The 19,284-nt window shown below is 47.8% G+C and carries 20 protein-coding genes; 10 read left to right on the top strand and 10 right to left on the bottom strand.

Features of this window, described 5'->3' with window-relative positions:
• The first annotated feature begins 200 nt into the window (after positions 1–200).
• From G9C99_RS10610 to G9C99_RS10595, 4 genes are read left to right on the top strand one after another with little or no spacing between them, the layout of a single operon-like run.
• Positions 201–1,448: a DUF2130 domain-containing protein gene (locus tag G9C99_RS10610; protein ID WP_166417456.1), complete on the top strand. Its 1,248-nt coding sequence runs from the start codon at positions 201–203 to the stop codon at positions 1,446–1,448.
• 14 nt (positions 1,449–1,462) lie between these two features.
• Positions 1,463–2,692 (top strand): SIR2 family NAD-dependent protein deacylase, encoded by a 1,230-nt coding sequence (locus G9C99_RS10605; protein ID WP_166417455.1) that lies wholly within the window; start codon positions 1,463–1,465, stop codon positions 2,690–2,692.
• Complete coding sequence (locus G9C99_RS10600; RefSeq protein WP_166417454.1) at positions 2,682–4,559, top strand: ATP-binding protein; 1,878 nt, start codon at positions 2,682–2,684, stop codon at positions 4,557–4,559. Before G9C99_RS10605 ends, G9C99_RS10600 begins: the two co-directional genes overlap by 11 nt.
• Positions 4,560–4,563: 4 nt before the next feature.
• Entirely contained in the window at positions 4,564–4,773 is a 210-nt protein-coding gene (locus G9C99_RS10595) for a KTSC domain-containing protein (RefSeq protein ID WP_166417453.1), read from the top strand.
• Between the two features lie 19 nt (positions 4,774–4,792).
• Here G9C99_RS10595 and G9C99_RS10590 read toward each other — a convergent pair whose 3' ends face one another.
• From G9C99_RS10590 to G9C99_RS10580, 3 genes are all read right to left on the bottom strand, one after another.
• A complete protein-coding gene (locus tag G9C99_RS10590; protein ID WP_166417452.1) occupies positions 4,793–5,092 on the bottom strand; it encodes a hypothetical protein in 300 nt (99 codons plus the stop codon).
• Positions 5,089–5,679 carry a hypothetical protein gene (locus tag G9C99_RS10585; RefSeq protein ID WP_166417451.1) on the bottom strand — a complete coding sequence of 197 codons (591 nt, stop codon included), beginning with the start codon at positions 5,677–5,679 and terminating at the stop codon, positions 5,089–5,091. Before G9C99_RS10585 ends, G9C99_RS10590 begins: the two co-directional genes overlap by 4 nt.
• An 87-nt stretch (positions 5,680–5,766) precedes the next feature.
• Positions 5,767–6,000 carry a hypothetical protein gene (locus tag G9C99_RS10580; RefSeq protein WP_166417450.1) on the bottom strand — a complete coding sequence of 78 codons (234 nt, stop codon included), beginning with the start codon at positions 5,998–6,000 and terminating at the stop codon, positions 5,767–5,769.
• A 172-nt stretch (positions 6,001–6,172) separates the two neighbouring features.
• Between G9C99_RS10580 and G9C99_RS10575 the strand changes: the two genes are divergently transcribed.
• Complete coding sequence (locus G9C99_RS10575) at positions 6,173–7,027, top strand: hypothetical protein (protein WP_166417449.1); 855 nt, start codon at positions 6,173–6,175, stop codon at positions 7,025–7,027.
• A 516-nt stretch (positions 7,028–7,543) separates the two neighbouring features.
• The gene (locus G9C99_RS18490) at positions 7,544–8,401 is read left to right on the top strand and encodes an antirestriction protein ArdA (RefSeq protein WP_231704045.1); all 858 of its coding nucleotides are present in this window, start codon (positions 7,544–7,546) and stop codon (positions 8,399–8,401) included.
• A 2-nt stretch (positions 8,402–8,403) separates the two neighbouring features.
• On the opposite strand, the gene G9C99_RS10565 is transcribed toward G9C99_RS18490, so the two are convergent.
• Positions 8,404–9,018 (bottom strand): hypothetical protein, encoded by a 615-nt coding sequence (locus G9C99_RS10565; RefSeq protein WP_166417448.1) that lies wholly within the window; start codon positions 9,016–9,018, stop codon positions 8,404–8,406.
• Positions 9,019–9,195: 177 nt separating this feature from the next.
• Here G9C99_RS10565 and G9C99_RS10560 point away from each other — a divergent pair, with 177 nt between their 5' ends.
• Complete coding sequence (locus G9C99_RS10560) at positions 9,196–9,753, top strand: recombinase family protein (RefSeq protein WP_231704044.1); 558 nt, start codon at positions 9,196–9,198, stop codon at positions 9,751–9,753.
• Here G9C99_RS10560 and G9C99_RS10555 read toward each other — a convergent pair whose 3' ends face one another.
• The 6 genes from G9C99_RS10555 to mobC all read right to left on the bottom strand — a co-directional run bounded on the left by G9C99_RS10555 (position 9,754) and on the right by mobC (position 15,164).
• Entirely contained in the window at positions 9,754–10,644 is an 891-nt protein-coding gene (locus tag G9C99_RS10555; protein WP_166417447.1) for a hypothetical protein, read from the bottom strand. It abuts the gene before it with no gap.
• A 72-nt stretch (positions 10,645–10,716) separates the two neighbouring features.
• Complete coding sequence (locus tag G9C99_RS10550; RefSeq protein WP_166417446.1) at positions 10,717–11,085, bottom strand: hypothetical protein; 369 nt, start codon at positions 11,083–11,085, stop codon at positions 10,717–10,719.
• A 39-nt stretch (positions 11,086–11,124) separates the two neighbouring features.
• The gene (locus G9C99_RS10545) at positions 11,125–11,628 is read right to left on the bottom strand and encodes a hypothetical protein (RefSeq protein ID WP_166417445.1); all 504 of its coding nucleotides are present in this window, start codon (positions 11,626–11,628) and stop codon (positions 11,125–11,127) included.
• Positions 11,621–13,525, bottom strand: coding sequence for a type IV secretory system conjugative DNA transfer family protein (locus G9C99_RS10540; RefSeq protein ID WP_166417444.1), 1,905 nt, complete (start codon positions 13,523–13,525; stop codon positions 11,621–11,623). Before G9C99_RS10540 ends, G9C99_RS10545 begins: the two co-directional genes overlap by 8 nt.
• A 17-nt stretch (positions 13,526–13,542) precedes the next feature.
• A complete protein-coding gene (locus G9C99_RS10535; RefSeq protein ID WP_166417443.1) occupies positions 13,543–14,811 on the bottom strand; it encodes a relaxase/mobilization nuclease domain-containing protein in 1,269 nt (422 codons plus the stop codon).
• Positions 14,808–15,164: a plasmid mobilization relaxosome protein MobC gene (gene mobC / locus G9C99_RS10530; protein WP_231704043.1), complete on the bottom strand. Its 357-nt coding sequence runs from the start codon at positions 15,162–15,164 to the stop codon at positions 14,808–14,810. Before mobC ends, G9C99_RS10535 begins: the two co-directional genes overlap by 4 nt.
• Before the next feature lie 436 nt (positions 15,165–15,600).
• Between mobC and G9C99_RS10525 the strand changes: the two genes are divergently transcribed.
• The 3 genes from G9C99_RS10525 to G9C99_RS10515 all read left to right on the top strand — a co-directional run bounded on the left by G9C99_RS10525 (position 15,601) and on the right by G9C99_RS10515 (position 19,274).
• Entirely contained in the window at positions 15,601–17,016 is a 1,416-nt protein-coding gene (locus G9C99_RS10525) for a type II and III secretion system protein family protein (protein WP_166417442.1), read from the top strand.
• A 3-nt stretch (positions 17,017–17,019) separates the two neighbouring features.
• Positions 17,020–17,694, top strand: a complete 675-nt coding sequence (locus G9C99_RS10520; protein ID WP_231704042.1) for an OmpA family protein — start codon at positions 17,020–17,022, stop codon at positions 17,692–17,694.
• Positions 17,695–18,020: 326 nt separating this feature from the next.
• Positions 18,021–19,274 carry an AAA family ATPase gene (locus G9C99_RS10515; RefSeq protein ID WP_166417441.1) on the top strand — a complete coding sequence of 418 codons (1,254 nt, stop codon included), beginning with the start codon at positions 18,021–18,023 and terminating at the stop codon, positions 19,272–19,274.
• The last annotated feature ends 10 nt before the right edge of the window (positions 19,275–19,284 follow it).

Here is a 19,284-nt window from a genome sequence, read left to right as displayed (position 1 = left end):
CTGCCAGTGCTTCATTTCTTCGAACATCATGTTAAACTTGCAGCTCACGGCCATGTCAGCAGTATACAATCGAGTCCTACAAGCAGGAATAATCTGTGGAGAATTTGATCTCAATCATTGATTGCAATTTTCATCCCAAGTATCTTGTCGGCATTTAGAGTAAAGAGATTGTATTTGCTTAATAATTTAGGGAGGCGCCCATGCAGGAACCAATACTGGAATGCCCAAATTGTGGCACTGAAATTAAGCTTACAGATTCACTTGCTGGCCCGTTACTGGAAGCCACTCGGGAAGAGTACGAAGGCAAGCTGAGAGAACAAAAGCTAAAAATACAGACCCGAGAAGAAGCCATAAAGAGCAAAGAAAGGGAATTGGATCACAAGCTTGAAAATCAGCTGAAAGCTGAGAGGGAAAAAATTGCAACTGAAGAGAAAAGGAAGGCGCAGGCAATTTCTGCTTCTGAGTTAGAAGCCAAATCAAATGCCGTTAAGGAACTCGAAGAAGTATTAAAACAAAGCAACGTAAAACTCGGTGAAGCGCAAAAAGCTCAAGCTGACCTTATAAAAAAGGAACGACTTCTTGATGAACAGAGGCGTGAGCTTGAACTGACAGTGGAGAAACGCGTTCAACAATCTATCGCAGAGGTTCGAGAGAAAACCAAAACTGAGATTGAGGGTGAGCTAAAACTCAAAGTGTCCGAGAAGGAAGAACAAATTCTTTCGATGCAGCGGCAGATAGAAGAGCTTAGACGAAAATCCGAACAAGGTTCGCAACAGTTGCAAGGCGAAGTGATGGAGCTTGAACTTGAGCTTGAGCTTGTTTCAAAATTTCCACATGACTCAGTTGAACCTGTCCCAAAAGGTGAATTCGGAGGTGATGTCCTTCAACATGTCATAGCACCAAATGGTCTTCGGTCGGGGGCAATTTTGTGGGAGTCTAAGAGAACAAAAAACTGGAGCGATGGCTGGCTCTCAAAACTGCGAAATGATCAGCGAAACGCAAAGGCAGAGATTTCGATCTTAGTGTCGCGTGCATTACCAAAGGATATTGAGACGTTTGGTAACATTGATGGTGTTTGGGTTTCTGCTCCCCGTTTTGGCATTGGGCTCGCTATGGCGCTGCGCCAAACGCTGATTGAAGTTGCTTTAAGCAAACAGGCTGGCGAAGGGCAAGAAACTAAGATGGAACTGGTTTACGACTATTTGACGGGTCCACGTTTCAGGCATCGTGTCGAAGCAATCGTAGAAAAATTCACCGACATGCAAGCAGATTTAGACCGTGAGCGAAAAGCCATGACACGTTTGTGGGCAAAGCGCGAAACGCAAATCCAAAGCGTCATTGAGAGCACCGTGGGCATGTATGGCGACCTACAAGGCATCGCAGGTCAAGCGATACAAGAGATTGAAGGTTTAGAGCTACCTCTACTTGAGGCGGGCGAAGATGATTAACGCAGGAGAATATTTTGACTAGTTTTCACGATCCATACAGGCACTTAAAATACCTAAGGCAATCGCTTTCTCAGGATGGAGAAGCCATAGGTTTCTTCGTGTCGGCAGGTTGCCCACTGGCCGTAGACATGCCTGATGGACAGTGGCCGCTTATTCCCGATGTTGCCGCTCTGACAAAGAAAATCACCGACAAGCTGGGTGGCACCGAAAAATACGATTTACTTCTTTCGGAATTGGGAAAAGCCGAGAAGAACGTCGAAAATGTAGAAGACATACTTAGCTTTTTAAGAGGTCTGCGATCTGTCGCCAAAGGAGGTGACGTGCGTGGATTTTCCGAAACCGATTTGATGGCTTTGGAGCAAAGTATATGCGATGAAATTGTTTCAGTGCTTGATGTGCCATTGCCTTCGAACGAGACGCCTTACCACCAGATGTGTAGCTGGATTAGGTCCATTGATCGCAAGGTAGCGATTGAAATTTTTACAACCAATTACGACCTCTTAATGGAGCAGGCGCTCGAAGACTACGAAGTGCCATATTTCGACGGTTTCGTTGGAGCAAAGAAATCGTTTTTTGACCTGCGCGCAGTTGAAGATGACATGATTCCCAATCATTGGACGCGCCTCTGGAAGATACACGGCTCGATAAACTGGCATCAAGAAACAGTGGAGGAAAGCAAAAGAGTCTTCCGATCTTCTTCAGTGCATGAGTCTAATTCCCACCTGATATATCCATCGCATTTGAAGTATGAAGAGAGCAGAAAGATGCCCTATCTTGCTTTGATCGATCAGCTAAACAAGTTCATTAGAAGGAAATCATCGTTCCTGATCTTATCAGGCTATTCGTTTAATGACGGGCACTTGAATGATGCCATTTTGAACGCCTTGAAGGCCAACCCAACGGGAATGGTTCTTGCACTGCAATTCGGTACCTACGATTTCTCAGAGGACGATGTTGGTGTTGGAGAGCGTTACCCCAATGCCTATAGCCTAGCTAAGAGGCAACACAATCTAAACGTTTGGACATACGACAAAGCTATCATTGGGACAAACCTGTGCGATTGGAAAGTGCTTCAAAATCCTGATGACGTCGACAGAGACCTTCGCGAGTTTGTTCACAATATCACACTGGAAGACGAAGCTGGGGCTACACGGCAAGAAGTTCAACTTGGGAACTTTTCCGAATTGACGCGGTTCCTAAAAAACTTGATCGGCTCTGATCTTGGAGAAATCAATGCAAACTGATGAAAGCTACTTAGGAGAAGTTCAAGATGTAAGTGGCACCACGGTCCGCATAGAAATGTCGTCCAAATCTTTAACAGGTTTCGTATACATTGACGGGCAAGGGTACAGAGCGGGTCAGGTTGGCAGCTTCGTTCGCATTCCTATCGGGTTCGATAATCTGTTCGGAATAATAAGCAAAGTTGGCGCTAGTGCCGCACCAGCTTCGAGATCAGATAACACCGAAACAAGTAGTCGCTGGATGACCGTACAGTTAATCGGTGAAGGGCCGCGTAACGGCGTATTCCAAAGAGGGTTGTCACAATACCCCACAATCGGCGATCCTGTTCACCTCGTTTCAGAGAAAGAACTCAAAGATATCTATGGGCAACCAGACAAACCGTACTTTGTAAAACTCGGGCACATTTCAAATGCAGAATCCATTCCAGCACTTGTCGATGTAAATAAATTGATCACTCGACATTCAGCAGTTTTGGGAACTACGGGTTCAGGCAAATCTACGACTGTCGCCAGCTTGATGAATGCATTGTCTAACCAAGACAATTACCCTTCAGCCCGTATAATCATGCTTGATCTGCATGGTGAGTATGGCCGTGCATTGGGTGACAAATCCAATGTCTTCAAAATCGCACCAGCAAAGGCAACAGGCGAAAAAGTTCAAAAGCTTCTGATACCATACTGGGCTTTGAGTTTTGACGAATTGTCAAAAGTCGCCTTTGGTGAATTTAACAGTGAAAAAGACCGCAATGTGGTCATGGAGAGGGTTCACAAGTACAAACTGGATTCCTTAAGAGCAAACCCCAAGAAGGGCGTTACCGAAGACACATTGAGTGTGGATTCTCCAATTCCATTCAGTCTGCATGATTTGTGGTATGAGCTATTTATCGATACGTTTGCCACATACTATCGAGGTGGAGAAGGTGACCCTAAAGACAATCTGGCCTTCGATGTTGATGGTGAAGGCAAAGAGTTAAAAGGGGATGCTTCCAAAGGAATACCGCCGAAGTTCAAAAATATTGTCACGGCAGCAGGCGCGGACAAAATCGGGTACATTCCAGACTCTCTGAATATCGGCAAACAAGTACAGCTGCTGGGCACGAAGTTGAGGATTCCTAAGTATGACTACATTTTCCGCCCTGACCAATTTCTCGCTGACGCCGATGGGAAAACTGACGCCGATCTAGATGAGCTGCTGAAAAGTTGGATTGGAAGCGACAACCCAATTTCCATACTAGACTTGTCGGGAGTTCCGTCTGACACACTGAGAACAACTATCGGAGTTTTGCTGCGCCTACTGTATGATGCTGTTTTCTGGTCGCGTGATTTATCTCAGGGTGGACGATTTAGACCTCTCCTAATCGTAATGGAAGAAGCCCACATTTATCTAAACCACCAAGACCAATCAACAGCGTCACAAATCGTGCAAAGAATTGTCAAGGAAGGTCGAAAATACGGTATCGGTGCAATGATCGTTAGCCAACGCCCCTCCGAAATCGATCCGACGGTACTTTCACAATGTGGGACATTTTTTGCATTGCGTTTGGCAAACGCAACAGATCGGTCACAAGTGTCCTCCGCTATGTCTGATAATTTAGACGGATTAACGGGAATGTTACCTATTTTGAGAACTGGCGAAGCCATAATTTTAGGCGAAAGCGTCAAGTTGCCAATGCGAACCACCATTGAAGCTCCACCGGTTGACAAGCGGCCTGACAGCCAAGACCCAATTGTGTTTGATGAGGTTTCGCTTGAAGAGACACAACATCCAGGCGGCTGGGGAATTCCGATGGAAGAAAATCCAAATTACGGCGAACTTCTCGAAGTTTGGCGGTCTCAAAATCCAAAAATTGACAAAATAGTTAAGGAGTAATTCTATGGAAATGATTTCAGTAAGTTCAAGCAATGTAAGTGCAGTCGGTTACGACAGTGATACGTCCACGCTGCAAATCCAGTTTAATGACGGCTCGCTCTACCAATACTTTGACGTTCCAGAACACATCTTCGATGGTTTGCGTACTGCAGATTCCGCGGGAAGATATTTGCACCAAAATGTGAAAGGTGTTTTCAGATACTCTCGAGTGTGACTGAAAACTGGACAGCCACCTAACAAATAAAGAGATCAATCACACTTGAAAAGCCATTTACTAAAGTTCCGACAATCGCAAATGTTGCGTCTAATCGGAGCTTACGCCTCTCAATATCTGTGGCTTCCTTATCGCTCATCACGATAAGTGGAGAGTTCTTCTTAAGCTTACCTGCGCCAAAGTATATTGCGACCACGATAATTACTGCCCCCATTTCAGGGGCAACATTGTAGTTAAAATAACTTGCAGAAACAAAAATTACGACAATTGCCCCACCTAAGAGATAGGCATAAGTGCGAAGCAGTCCACCATAACTCAAAGGAGGCGTTCCTGAACAAAAGATTCAAGGTACATGGCCATAGTCCGAGCGGAGTAATTATGAAATTGCATTGAACGCAACACTTCATTGAACAAGTTACTGGACATAAACTTTTCGACTTTTTGCTCGGCGGTTTGCTTGTCGTAGAAATTGTCACACACCAGCGTCGCAAAGGCCACCAGTGCAGCAGTTTGATTTAAAGAGTGAGTTTGTATTCCTCCCAATGCGTCTTCCGGTATCTCGACCAGATTGGCATCTGCAGGAAACGCTTGTTTAAATACCGATAAAGCTATTTTTGCTACGTCGGAACTTCTAACAAAGCTAATTGGATGGAGCTTTAGCATCCAAAAACAAAGATGGGCGAACTTCTTGCAATTGCTGACATCTTTGGCAGCAATACCGTGGTACATAACGCTAGTGTTGGCAAGGTCGATAGCAGTATTTAGCGTTTTTGTATTCTTAATTACGACTATTCCACGCCCTGCATCGCGGAACGCCTTCTGCTGTTGTTTTGCTATATCGGAAACACGTGTGTTGATAAGATCGATGGAGTTCTGAGCTCCAAGATCAAAGTTTACTGTTGTCAAAGTACTTGCCTAGCGCTGGTACTACTCTTTGAATATGAGCAGTTTTGATCAAATTTTAGATAAAGTTCTTTAGCTGCCCAGTAGTTCTTAAACTGCCAGACGTCTTTGCATCAATCGACCTAGGCTATCCATATAGGAAGCCTTTCTTGCTTCAAAATTTTCGGCAAGTTCTTTTGAACTGAGGTTTGACTTCCCGCTATTCTTACCAAGGTACTCTTCAGAAAAAGTTTGGTAAAACCCGGCTCCGACTTCTATAATATCATCGGTCTCGAGAAGAAGCTTCTCGAGTTCCTGCTCAGTAATATTAAATTCTTTTTTCATCACCCGATCCTAAATTCGAATTGCAAGCACCCGATGTGGCGCGCGACTGTCCACAACTGAATACATATATTTTGTTAGTTTACATTTTCCAAATTCCAGCAGTGTTTATTAGCTGGTATTTTGGTGTATTTTGGTGTATTAATGAATTTTGAGAGAAAAATATGGTGTAAACATGGAAGGAACCACTCGACAAGTAAACGTCACAAGAATGTCATTACAAGAAAGGAGGTCTGCTCTTAAGAGAAAACTGCCTGACTTGGTGCACGAAATGAGTCGTGCTGGGCTGACATTGCAAGAAACTGCTTATTTACTCAATGTGACAGTTGATATTGTGAAAAACATTGCAAGTGGTAGGGTAACATCACCGCGAAACAGAACACTTGATAACGTCCTCAATAGCCTCAGGCGCATAAAGAATAGGTACCTCTCGCAAGAAGTCGATGATATTGTTCTTGAACTACTTGTGGATAGCGACTTTGCTCCCAACTCCCAATCACTTACGGGAGGAATTAATCGACAATCCCTTTCGGATTTCGCACACAACTGCGCAGGTGACTATTACGTTTATAGATTTTCTGGAGAAGGCAGATCTATTTCCAAATCGTTTCTACATATATCAAATTTTAATGAACATATCGGAAACGTAATCGGCGAGTTCACTTACTCCACTCGCGGCGGCAGAGTATATCAGCACAGAGGCCAGTTCCTCATAATGAACTCCGCTGCAATTTTGATGGCTATATCAGACAACGGAAATGGTCTCGTTCTTTTCACACTAGATAGAGGCTCACTATCGGAAACCCAATCGATGGTAGGATTGACTTTGATGAAATCAAACGAACTTCCGCCAATGTCGTCCAGAATTTTTCTGAAAAGAATTCAAAACTCAAAATCTGGCTTCAAAAAACATCCAATTGGAATAGTATCTTATGAACAAGCAACAAATGAAATTGGAACTTTGGCATTAAAAAATCTCGAGAATTCCGTAGATGAATTCTCGATATTAAAGTCATTCGTTGATCTCTAATCGAATTGAGGAAAAACCTCTTTTATGTTTTGGAAAAAATAGTTGCATTAAACCAATGGCGATCTCAAATTCCCTTCGCACCTTATTCCGGTACTGCTTGGCGGTTCAAGATATGGTTCATGTGACCCGATGCGCTGCGTCCCCTTCAGGTCACCTTACAGTCTAAGAGTGACTGCGAGATGTGGGTCATGCTGACCCGTTTGCGCTGCGACCCTACGGACAACTTCCATCATAAGAGTAACTGCGAGATGTGTGTCAGATGACACCATGCGCTGCGATCCCTGCGGACATCTTCCGCCATTAAGTGATGGCGCAAGATGTGTGTGGTAGTACCACACGATCTTGACAAGGGGGCTGCTGCGCTCCCCCGTTGTATCCCCCAAAGCTAATGGCTGAGATCGGTATTGAACCCATCCCAGCCATGCAAACATATCTGTGTTTGATCCCTCATCGGGGAGATTTCATCTCTCCCCAACACCCCATAGATCAACCCTGCGCGGATTGAATGCCGTCAGCTTGTCAAAGCTGAACCCGACCAAAGGGCGTATCGTCGCCCCTTGGAACCCGCTCGCAGGACTTGGAGAAACTGCCTCTCCACCTGCACCGAACCATGCACAATCCTTATGGTCGATTAATCCCCAATCAGGGGAGATTGTCTTCTCCCCCGATACCCCCATGACAACTAGGGCGGCTGCCCCCGCGCAGATCAAAGGGTGGGTCCTCGCCATGCTCGGTTCGCTGTGCTGCACCTGTGCGTGGCTCTGGTCCTGCGTGATCGCACCTTTGATCCTTGCACCCCCGCTCCTCGGCGGAAGCCAGACGGTTGCATGCGCAACCCGTCAGCAACAAGTAAGAGGAGAAAAGACAATGCCGCAATTACACGCTCAACCGTATGATATTTCCGCCAATGGTTTCTATTTTGAGAGCCTTGAAGAATATGCCGACAAGGCAAACAGCAACCGCAATGATTACGGCGATCCTGTCGAGGAATACGAAATCCAGTTCATTGATGGCGATCATATCGACTGTGATCTGGCCAAGGCATGGGGAATTAATCAAGCCAATGTTGGGCAGTATTTTGATGCCTGCCAAAGCTGGGACGATCACGAGAAAACAGTGTTTATCATTGCCGTTGGCGAAGCAGGATACAGCTTTGATCCTGAGGCCGTTTCACCATCAGATTTTGACGTTGATATTTACCACGTAGACAGCATGAAGGAACTGGCCGAGCAGCTTGTCGATGAAGGCTTGTTCGGAGCCATCCCCGACCATCTGGCCAACTACATCGACATGGACGCCATCACCCACGATCTTGCTATGGAATACACCGAAACGGAAGTCGCAGGTGAACGGCTGATCTATCGGGCTGCGTAATGTTATTGGCTGTCAAAGCGGTTGTGCTCATCGCAACGCTGGACGCTGCCAAGCCATGTAATGTCGCTGCGCCGAATGTAACGTGTCCCGTCTAGTTCAGGAACAACAACCCGTGAATAGTCAGTGACGGTTTTGCCGTCTGCGTAGAGTTCAACGACCTTTAGACACATGCCCCAAGATAGCCTTTCCGAAGTGCGCCCATTGGAGTCTTTGGGCCACCACTCCACGGCGGCAGATGATGCCGCGACATAGTGCGTTGGCACGAGGAAAGTGTCCCGCAGCGAGGTCATGGCAGGCACCATTGATCTTCCAGCAGCATCCAAATCCTCGGCAAAGGCAATCGCCAGATTGGCGGCAATAGTGATAACGGCCCCCGCGATCAGTCCCTTGCTCCCTTCGAATGCCAGCGTTGGCAATGCCAGAGCCATTGAGGCCAAGGCTGCAGGTAGCATCAAAAAGATCAGAACCAAAAAGTCACCATGGACCAAAATCCACCCACAGAAACAGACCATCAGCACTTGCGCAGTGATGGCAAAGGCCGTGCGGTTGATTGTTGAATGAGCGCCTTGACGAGAGGGCGTTTGTGATGTTGCCGAAGGCCATGGAGCTTTGGACATGTGACACTCGATTTTGCGCGAGCGTCAAAAGGGTTCCCTTTTGATAGAGATGCCACATCACGCCAGCAAAGTCACCTAACCCTTGTTTTCCACAGGAAATTTCTAAGGTGGATTACGCTGAAACCGTTCATCCACGCGGGCTTTGAAAGGGAACCCTTTTTTCAAGAGGAAAGCACCATGAAAACCGCTCAAAAGAACGACTTTAAGTGCTACTATTCCAACATGGATGATGACAAATCAAAGGGCCGCAAAGTTGGATATGTCCGTGTGTCTGACAAAGATCAAAGTGAGGCTTTGCAAATTGATGCGTTGAAAGCCGCAGGTTGCAATGTGATCTACGGCGATCATGGTGTGTCTGGAAAAATCAAAAAGCGCGTCGGCCTTGATGACATGCTGGCCAGTCTTGAGGCGGGTGACACGCTTGTGGTCTGGAAGCTAGACAGATTGGGACGATCAACCATTCACTTGCTGCAATTGCTCAGTGATTTGAGGGATCGTGGTGTGGACTTTCAGGCGATCACGCAAGGGATCGATACGACCACGGCGGTTGGGCGGATGCTTTATGGACAGTTGGCTGTCTTCGCAGAATATGAACGTAGCCTGATATCAGAACGGACCAAGGCGGGCATGGCTGCTGCCAAAGCGCGTGGCGTTCATGTTGGGCGGCCGAAAAAACACTCAAGAGTGCTGGACAAGGCATTAAGTGATCTTGAGACGTTCCGCATTCTAGGATGATCAGGGAACATTAAAGATAAGCCGCCAATCGCTGTCAGGATCGAACACATCAGGATCATCTTCATCGGCACACCACGCTCCAAAGTAGTCTTCAACATGCCCCTCGGTCATGACATGTAAGATATTCGGAGGCAGAGGATATTTCCGCATCAAATAGCCCAGCCTATATCGGTCTTCTCGATCAAAGAAGTTACGACCCTCGATAGTTAAGTCTGACAACTGCCTCGCATACCGAGGGAGAAAAACGCAATCTTCCTCCTTTGCGTTTTTTTGTATGGAGCGCTCTAATAGTTCCGAGTTCATTTGCGCAAGTTCTGCCAACAATGTGGCCGTCGGTACAATATCATCATGCGCAATGAGGTCTCCATCACCAGATGACGGGGAACAATAAGAAATCAGCTCTCTGTTCGCTTTCAAATCAAGCGTCAGGCGCTTGAGGTCACTTGATTTTTTCTTATCGTATTTGGCCATCTCATCGTAAGCCAAGTTGACGGCCTTAGTATGAGAAATCGCGGCAAGTTGGCCATCGTTCCAGTCTATTTCTGGCAACGTGTAGACGACTGCTCGAACTAACGCCAAAAATGTATAGTACTCCAGATATGGTGCGACTATCCGTAAATTCTGCTGCTTCGCGTGGAGCAATGACTCTAGTTGCAGGGTCGCGCTGAGGATCATTTTTGCTGAGAGATAAACACGACATATCCATTCCGAATTTCGCTCGGAATCCCAGTCTTTCGTAATTTTTGAATATCGCTGAGACAGGCCAGCTACATTTTTTTTGATTTTGACCTCTTCAAACTCGTCGAACAGCACTCGAAAGTCGTAGTGCCATTCGCGATCCGCGAACTGATGTGTCTGTGACAGAATTTTGGTCGTAACAATTGAGTTCATAAAACTGCATTCTCGTTTTCGCTATGGCGGTCTGCATGCATCGAAACTCCACCGAATTCGTTCCGTACAGATCTAGTTCACTATCGGCTCGACGTATTCTGTTTCGGTGGCATCGTGCCCTTGCTCTTCACGTAGCCTGAGATATTCATCGTAGTTCTCAGGTGGTGAATTTGGCGGACAATATTCTCCGCGACGATATCTCTCACACCACAAAACCCAAACTCGTTCCAAAAGATAATCATCGAAAGTGCGATCTTCGGGGCGCTTTTCGTCAACAGATATGACCCACTGCCTGACGTTTTCGCCTTGCTCATCGAGCCAGTCTAAAAACTCCCACGCTGTTTTCGGAAGGACAACAGTCTGTCGGGTTCCAAAGCAGTTTGGAATTTTCCGCCCGATTAATTTTTCCCCTTCAGTCTGTGGTCCTATTGTATCGTTCATCTTGAAATTATGTCATAAATGTTGACTTAAATTCAATAGTTATCGATCTCTATCCTCATCTTTCTTTGGCGCGATGGAATGAAATTCTCTTTCGTGGTCATGGAATGTTTCTTTTATTTTATCAATTTCAGGTCGATGCCGTTCATGATCTAAATCATCCGCCCAACCATTATCGAATCGCGCGACGAGAACACTGTCTTTGAACAAGTCGAGTTGCTCAATGTCGCTATCTTCCAGAAGCAATTTTGAGTTCTCGTCTTTCAACGTCAACGCAAAGGAATAGCCTTCCTTTGCGTTTCCGCCTTCGATTTTCCTATACCAGATCATATGATCTTTTTCAGGGATAAAACTGGCTTCAAGTCGTTCATCTTGCGTGTCGATTACAACATTTGCACGCCCGCCCTGAGTTCCATTAATCGTGAATTTCAAGGTGTCAGTTTTGTTGATGGCTTGGCCTTTATTTTGCTGGTCCGCTTTTCTTTCTTCTTCTGTTTGCGCATTAAATTTAAACGGGTTTTTAGGTGACTTCGGGTGATCACTCATTGCTAGCTTCCTCACTATCTGGCGTTTCAATTTCGTCGGATTGGTGCAGATTCACCCCCAGATTCTTCAACACGTCGTCATCAAACCAGTTTTCTTTATAGGCCAGCATCGGATGCATATTTTCTACGAATACCAGTTGGGTTTCAGGGGGCATTCGCATCAGTTCATCAGGAAATGCCAGTTTTCTCTGAGCCACGGCGTGATTTTGAGTTTGTGTAAACGAATGGCTTGATGATGGTCCAGATTGCCCCGTACTCGTGGTCACGGCACGTGCAGCCGCTGAGCTAAAATTCCACACCGTTTGCTCCCCACATAGGGCCGAGAAGTACTCAGCCGTTTTCTGATCTGATGATCCGAAATAGTTCACCATGCCAGCATTGGCGATGAAGGATTGCCAACCACTTTCATAGATGCGCTCAAGTTGGCTCAGGTCTTGGACAATGGCCCAGAGCTGCATCCCGAAGCCCGCCATCAGACCGTAAGCCTGTTCAACCATCGTCAAACGTCCAAGGGCTGCGAACTCATCCAAAACAAACAAAACAGGTTTTTTCGGTTTGATCTGAATGTTGCGGGCGTTGACGGTAATGGCTTGCTGGATCAGCAGGCGCAGCCATCGACTGAAGGTGTTGAGGCGATCCGCAGGAAGAACCAGATAGATCGTGATTGGCTTTGTTTTGAGGTCTTCGAATTTGAAGCTGGATGAAATCAAGCTGCTTCGCAGGCGCTCACTATCCAAAAAGTGGGTATGGGCTTGGGCCGAGGCAAAAACATTGGCCAGCAGCTTTTCTTCCTTTTGCAGACAGCGTGCCCCCGTGCTTTGAACAATATGATGTTGAGAATTTAGCATGTGCTCAAAGAACTTTTTGAGCGTTTGGCCATCCATCAGCAACAACTCACGCACGCGCCCCAAGTGTCGTTGCCCATCTTCGGCTGCGTCGGTTGCAACATAGAGGATAATGCCGTGCAGGAGTGCTTTGGCTTCCTCATCCCAGAACGCATCGCTACTTGTATTGGGCAAGATCAACGCATCCGCGAGGATCATAGCGTTCTCGGTAATGTCGGGATCACCGTCTTGCAGCCAATCCAACGGGTTGAACGCGGAAGCTCCATCAGCCGAACGGACATCTCCTTGCGAACTCACAACAAATACATCATCCGTTTCCGCATCTTCCTCTTCATTCACTAAATCCAAATCAACGACCCCCCAAGGATCGACGATATGAACCTCTTGGCCCATCTTCATACGCTGCTTGGCGGTGATCATTGCGTTTTCGCCCTTGGGGTCGATGACAAGCATCGAGCCTTCATAAGTCAGAAGATTAGGGATGATCTGCGTGGTGCCCTTGCCTGAGCGCGTCGGGGCAACGGTCAGAAGGTGGCGATCCCCATTGTAAGACACCCATTTGAAATCTTCCTCACCGATCACTTTGCCAAATCGAATGCCATCTTCGTTGACAAGGTTTTGATCTTTAATGTCATCCATGTTGGCCCATCGCGAAGATCCGAATGTGTTATCCACTCTGGAAAAGTTCGAAAACACCGTCTTAAACCAAAAAGAAATGCCGACAAAGAACCCACACACGGCGAACACGAACGCCGCAAACCAACCCAGATACCCACTGTTGAGGATGGCAACGAGACCAACCAAACCAGCAATGATCAACAGGCCGAAGCGTCGGAACGCGCGACCATGAGGCGACATGATCCAACCCAGCCCAAAGCCTATACCAACAACGATGCTTACCAAGACGACTTTGATCATAGTAAGTGCAAGAGCCTGTTGCCGAACACGACCGCTATTCCCGAAATAGCTTTGTGCCGACGCCTGATCAGCTATGAGAAAAAGCGCGAACGTCAACGCGACGCACACGAAGAAGATTTGATATTGACGAGACATAGGTTCCCCCGAAATGTTTAAATTGAAAGATCAGGTCCACGATTGCGGGACCGTTCGAATTGGTGTGATTGTGATTTATTGACCTTGAGCGCCTGTCTGGCTTTCTGAGCGATCAGGCTGCGTTCCTTCATGTGTTTGCGTCGGAGCTTCTGGAACTCTCGCTGCAATGCTCGTCGCTCCTTGATTTGTTCGACGACCATGAAGTCACGTTGTTTCTGGTCACGTTTTGCAGCCTTGCGAGCGTCCATTACGTTTTGCTGGCGGATGGATTTGCCCTTGCCTGTGAGACGGTCAAACAAGCCACGCAGACCTTTGTTTAAGCGGTCAGAACGGGTCTTGGTTTCTTGCGCCCAACGCGCGTCTTGGCCGTCCTTGAGCATCTGCCGTTCGTCACGGTGTGCCGTGTTCATGTCCCGCAACTTGTCGCGCAGCGGATCAAGATCGCTATTTTGGCGGTCGTTGATCTGACCGATATAGCCGCGCATCTGATCCGTGATTTTGGATCGAATGTTGGATTGGGTTTCATCCACGGATGGTAGGTTGTCAGGCGAACCCAGTTTTGCCTTCACATCCTTGGTTTTGAGACCTGTCCATTTGGCAATCGAATGAACATTGCCATCGACATCCAAGGCAACAAATCCACGGCGATCACCACGGGCGAGGAAATAGCCGCGATCTTCGAGTGCATTCTTGAAACCGATCTGACTGTCGCACCGTTCCCATGCTTGCTGGAATGCCTGTTTGATCTCACGTGGGTCAAGACCTTGGCGTTTGGCCTGCTGCCATTCTTCGAGGGTGAAGTTCAAAGGTGATTTGTTGCCGTAGGTGGCAAGCCCATCGGGCAACACCCATCCATGATCCAGAAACAGATCACGCGACAAATCCCGTAACTTGTTTTTGAAATGGGGCAGATTGATTGCCTTCATCTCATCAGCGTTGATACGCGACCACACCACATGCGCATGGCGACGACCTTCTTTCTCATGCATGACAATTGCGCGGGGCTGATCACTCAGTCCCAGATGTTGTTCTGCGCGGTCTGCTGCCTCAAGGAAGTCCTGTTCGGTGGCGATGTGATCTGTTGGTGGGTTCAAACTGAGGGAGAACATAAATTGCTTACATTGGGTGGCCTTGGAAATTGCGTGCATCTCATTGAGCGCACCATGAAGTTGATCAGATGAAAAATCACGCAACTCTAAGCATGACACATGATCATTGTCACGATCATTCATCAGATGGTCAGCCAATGCCTTTGCACCAGAGCGTTGAGAGCCTTTGAGGATCATGATTTTACCCCCAAGGCTTCCATCAAGGTCACCCGCATCCACGCCACTTCAGCCACGGCACGTTTGAGGTCTTCTTCCAGTTCAGGGTCGACGATCAACGTGCCTTGGTTCAGATGTTTGGCGATCTGATTGAGGTTGTTGGCCTGTCGTGTTTGGCCCAAACGAGCCAACACCTCGGCCAATAACTGTTGCTCCGCAACAGGTGGTTTGCGCCGCTTCCGATATTTGGGAGCTTCAGCGGCAAAAACCACGGATTTAATATACGAGGACAGCGGCATCGCCCCAGCCTGAGTTTCAAGCTGAGAGCGTTCCTCTGAGGTCAGGCGCAATGAAAACGGTGCGAGACGGCTCATGGGCGTGGCCCTCGCAACTTAGGACCCTTGGCCGTAGTAGGTGCCGCCGCCTGATCCAAAGCTCGTAACTTGTGGGCAACTTCAGGATCGGACTGTAAATACCGTTCCCAATCCTCTAGATTTTCAAGCAGAGCATTTGGGTCAATGGGTTCTACGGAATCTTCCGCAAGTGCACCAGATACTTTCTCAATAAACTATTAATGTCTGGTCTCTCATATCAGAGGGACTCCACGCGGTTTTCTCCCAGCCCTTATACCTACTTCATATTGCCCTTCCTTCCCATTATCCGGCTAAGTGTAGCGTCGTTGCTCTGGCGCTACATATACAACGCCCCGCAAATCTTTGATTCTTGCAATAAAATTGAATTTCGGTCATGCTCTGACGCAATTGGGCAAAAGACCCGACAAAATTGAAGTGATCGGAGAGGCAGGATCACATGAAATATAAGAAGTCATTTATGGCCGCCCTATTAGGGTTGGCTGTCTTAGTTGCAGGCGTTTCAAGCAGTATTGCTGAGACGTTGTCTGTGATGTCTGGGTCTGCGTCGAGTGCGCTTAATGTACCGATGAACCGTGCAGTGGTCGTCGAAAGCGATGTACCCTTTGCGGAATTATCAATTGCAAACCCATCTATCGCCGATATTTCGACTCTATCCGACAGAACCATCTATGTTCTTGGTAAAGTTCCGGGCCGCACTACATTAACCCTATTGGGGGGCGATGGCCGCTTAATCACCAATGTCGAAGTGCACGTCACCCCAGACATTGCTGAATTCAAAGAGCGTCTTCAGCAAATTTTACCGGGTGAACCTATCGAAGTGCGCACGGCAAACGATGGGATTGTCCTATCTGGAACCGTTTCAAGCATCGGACGTCTAGAACGCGCATTGGAGCTGGCTGAACGTTACGCACCTGAACGCGTTTCAAACCTAATGGGTGTTGGAGGAACACAGCAAGTCATGCTTCAGGTTCGTTTTGCAGAAATGCAGCGTTCTGTTTCAAGGCAGCTTGCTGGTGGTCTGGGCGTTATCAATAGCGGAACTGACGCCGCCGGAACACTTGGTTTAGGCAGCACCGCCATCCAACCGGGTCAAGCTTTTGGCTCGGCCAACTCTCTTGTCAATCGCGGCATTCAAAACGCCGTGGGTCAGTTGGGCTTCACTCTTGGCATTGGCAGCACACAATTGTCTGTTTTGCTAGAAGCTCTGGAATCGCGCGGAGTGGTTCGGACATTGGCAGAACCCAACCTTACCGCCCTCTCAGGACAATCAGCGCATTTCTTGGCTGGCGGCGAATACCCTGTCCCAGTGGGTCAAGATGACGATGGTATCACAATTGAATTCAAACCCTTCGGTGTAGAACTTATGTTCACGCCACGTGTGTTGGATGATAATGTTATCAACCTTGTTTTGTCCTCATCTGTGAGCAGCATTGATCCAACCGTGAGCTTTTCCGCTGGTGGTTTAACTGTTGCCGGTTTTCGTCGTCGCGAAGCCGAAACAACTGTTGAACTGCGCGATGGAGAAAGCTTTGCAATTGCGGGCATGTTGCAAGACGATTTCCGCAACAACAACACACAGGTACCTTGGTTAGGTGAAATTCCAATTCTAGGCGCACTGTTTCGCAGTGCGGACTACGCACGCGAACAATCAGAACTTGTTATCATTGTTACCGCCCATCTCGTGACACCAACACGTGGCGAAGCGCTGGCGCTTCCAACGGATCGTGTCCGTCTCCCAAGTGAGCGCGAGTTTTTCTTGAACGGTCGCGTCGAAGGACGCACCCAAGATGGCGGAATTGGCGAAGTATCACGTCAAGATTTCAGTGGCTCTTACGGTTATGTATTGGAGTAAGCCATGACCAAACGCATGACATATGCGCTTGCCTTAACCGCAAGCATCGCCGTTGCTGGGTGTTCTGACGATCCGTTTGCCTTTTTCACTGGTGAGTCCGGCGGAGCCATCAACAGTGCCGATTTTGGCAATGCCACAATGAATAATGTGCTTATTCAATCAGGGCAGCGCTCTTATGCAATCAGCCTCGCGCAACGTTTCGCTGGAGAGGTCACACCGACCGTAAACTTTGAGTTCAACTCAGCGCAACTGGACGATGGTGCACGTCAAGTCTTGATGCAGCAAGCTGAATGGATTCGCCAATTTCCTGAAATCACATTCCGTGTCTTTGGCCACACCGATCTTGTAGGTAGCGACAGCTATAATCGTCGTCTGGGGTTGCGTCGTGCGCGGGCTGTTGTTGCATTCTTGGCGACCCAGGGCATTGATCGTTCGCGGTTAGAGGCTGTCTCTTCGCTCGGTGAATCCGAACCGCTCATCAACACTCAGGGTCCGGAACGTCGCAATCGTCGGACAGAAACTCAGGTTTCGGGCTTTGTACAAAGCAATCAAACAATTATGGACGGCAATTACGCCCGCGTTATCTACCGCGAATATGTGGAAAGCGCCACTGTGGCCCATCCAATAGAACGCGGCGGATCACAAGGATCAGGCGACGGTGAAGGTAGCTCTGAGTAGTACCGTGCCCTATGCAATTCAAAAAAGGCGGCTGTTTTAGCCGCCTTTTTTTTGCCATGCTCTCACGACAAAAATTGAAAACAATTCAGTATTTTCAGTGCAATTAACCCCAATATACGCACAATTAGCAACGCACACTATTTCGAACTTTGCGACAATAGCCGAACAATTACGTTTTTTTAGCCCTAATGTTGCCAACATTCAGGGGCAATTTCATCTGCATAGAAACAAAAAGCGCGCAAAGTGAGTCGCGTAATAGCCCCAAAGGGCAGACGTACATTTGGCAGACCAAAACGCGGTCACGAGCGCAGAAAAGGAACAAGGCAATGTCAGCTGAGGCAGCACTTCATATAGAGCCCGCACCAATTGTGGCTTGTACAGTTTCGAAAGACATTCAAGATTTCGATTTGCTTATAGACGATATGGAAACAAAACTAGGCGAAACATGGGGCGATCTCGGTTTTGAGGATACTATTGCATTCCTTGACCAACCCGATGCAAAGTCGCTGGAGTTTCTCGTTCTAGCCCTTGCTGATGAAGATGAAGCAGAGTTGGACCTCATTTTGTCCATCGTGACTAAGGCCAACGATGCTGGCGTCAAATTGATCCTTGTTACCGATGACATCAGCCCATCTATGCTCCATCGCCTTATGAAAGGCGGCGTCGAAGAATTTCTCCCCTATCCGCTTCCGGACGGGGAACTCGGTTCGCTCATTGATAAAATGCGTCAGCCACCTGAGCAGGCTTATGAAGAGCCAGAGCTACCAACAGAAATGCGTACCAAGATCAAAGCAAAGGGTGATCGCGACGGCGTTGTTCTTCCGGTACATGGTTTAGCAGGCGGTACGGGTTCGACGACTCTTGCCGTGAATTTGGCGTGGGAATTGTCCAACATCGACAAAGCCAATCCGCCTCGCGTTTGTTTGCTTGATCTGGATTTGCAGTTCGGCGAAGTCGCGACCTATCTGGATTTGCCGCGTCGTGAGGCCGTGTTTGAATTGCTCTCAGATACAGAGTCGATGGACAGCGACAGCTTTTGTCAGGCGCTTTTGTCATACAACGAAGTACTGCATGTTCTAACGGCACCGTCAGATATCTTGCCGCTTGATTTGATCGGACCCGAAGACGTCCAACGCATAATCGAAGTGGCGCGAACAAATTTTGACTACGTCGTTATCGACATGCCATCAACGCTGGTGAGCTGGACCGAGACCGTTCTCGAAGAAAGCCATGTTTATTTTTCCACCATGGAATTAGACATGCGTTCTGCCCAGAATACACTTCGCATGATCCGCGCCTTGAAGTCCGAAGAGCTACCGGTTGAAAAGTTGCGGTTCGCGCTGAACCGAGCGCCAAAATTCACGGATCTTTCTGGGAAAGCACGTGTAAAACGTCTTGCCGAAAGCTTGGATATTAAAATCGAACTACTGCTTCCAGACGGTGGCAAGCCTATTGCACAAGCCTGCGACCAGGGCCTTCCATTGGCCAGCGGCGCCGCAAAATCACCACTTCGCAAAGAAATTCTCAAACTTGCGGGCTCTGTTCACGAAATCAACTTAGCCGCAGAAAACGCAGCTTGAGTTAGGGGTA

The sequence above is a fragment of the Cochlodiniinecator piscidefendens genome (genome assembly GCF_011326755.1).
Taxonomy (GTDB): Bacteria; Pseudomonadota; Alphaproteobacteria; order Rhodobacterales; family Rhodobacteraceae; genus Cochlodiniinecator; species Cochlodiniinecator piscidefendens.
Note: the sequence above shows the minus strand (reverse complement) of the source record. Positions and strands in the feature narration are given on the sequence as shown.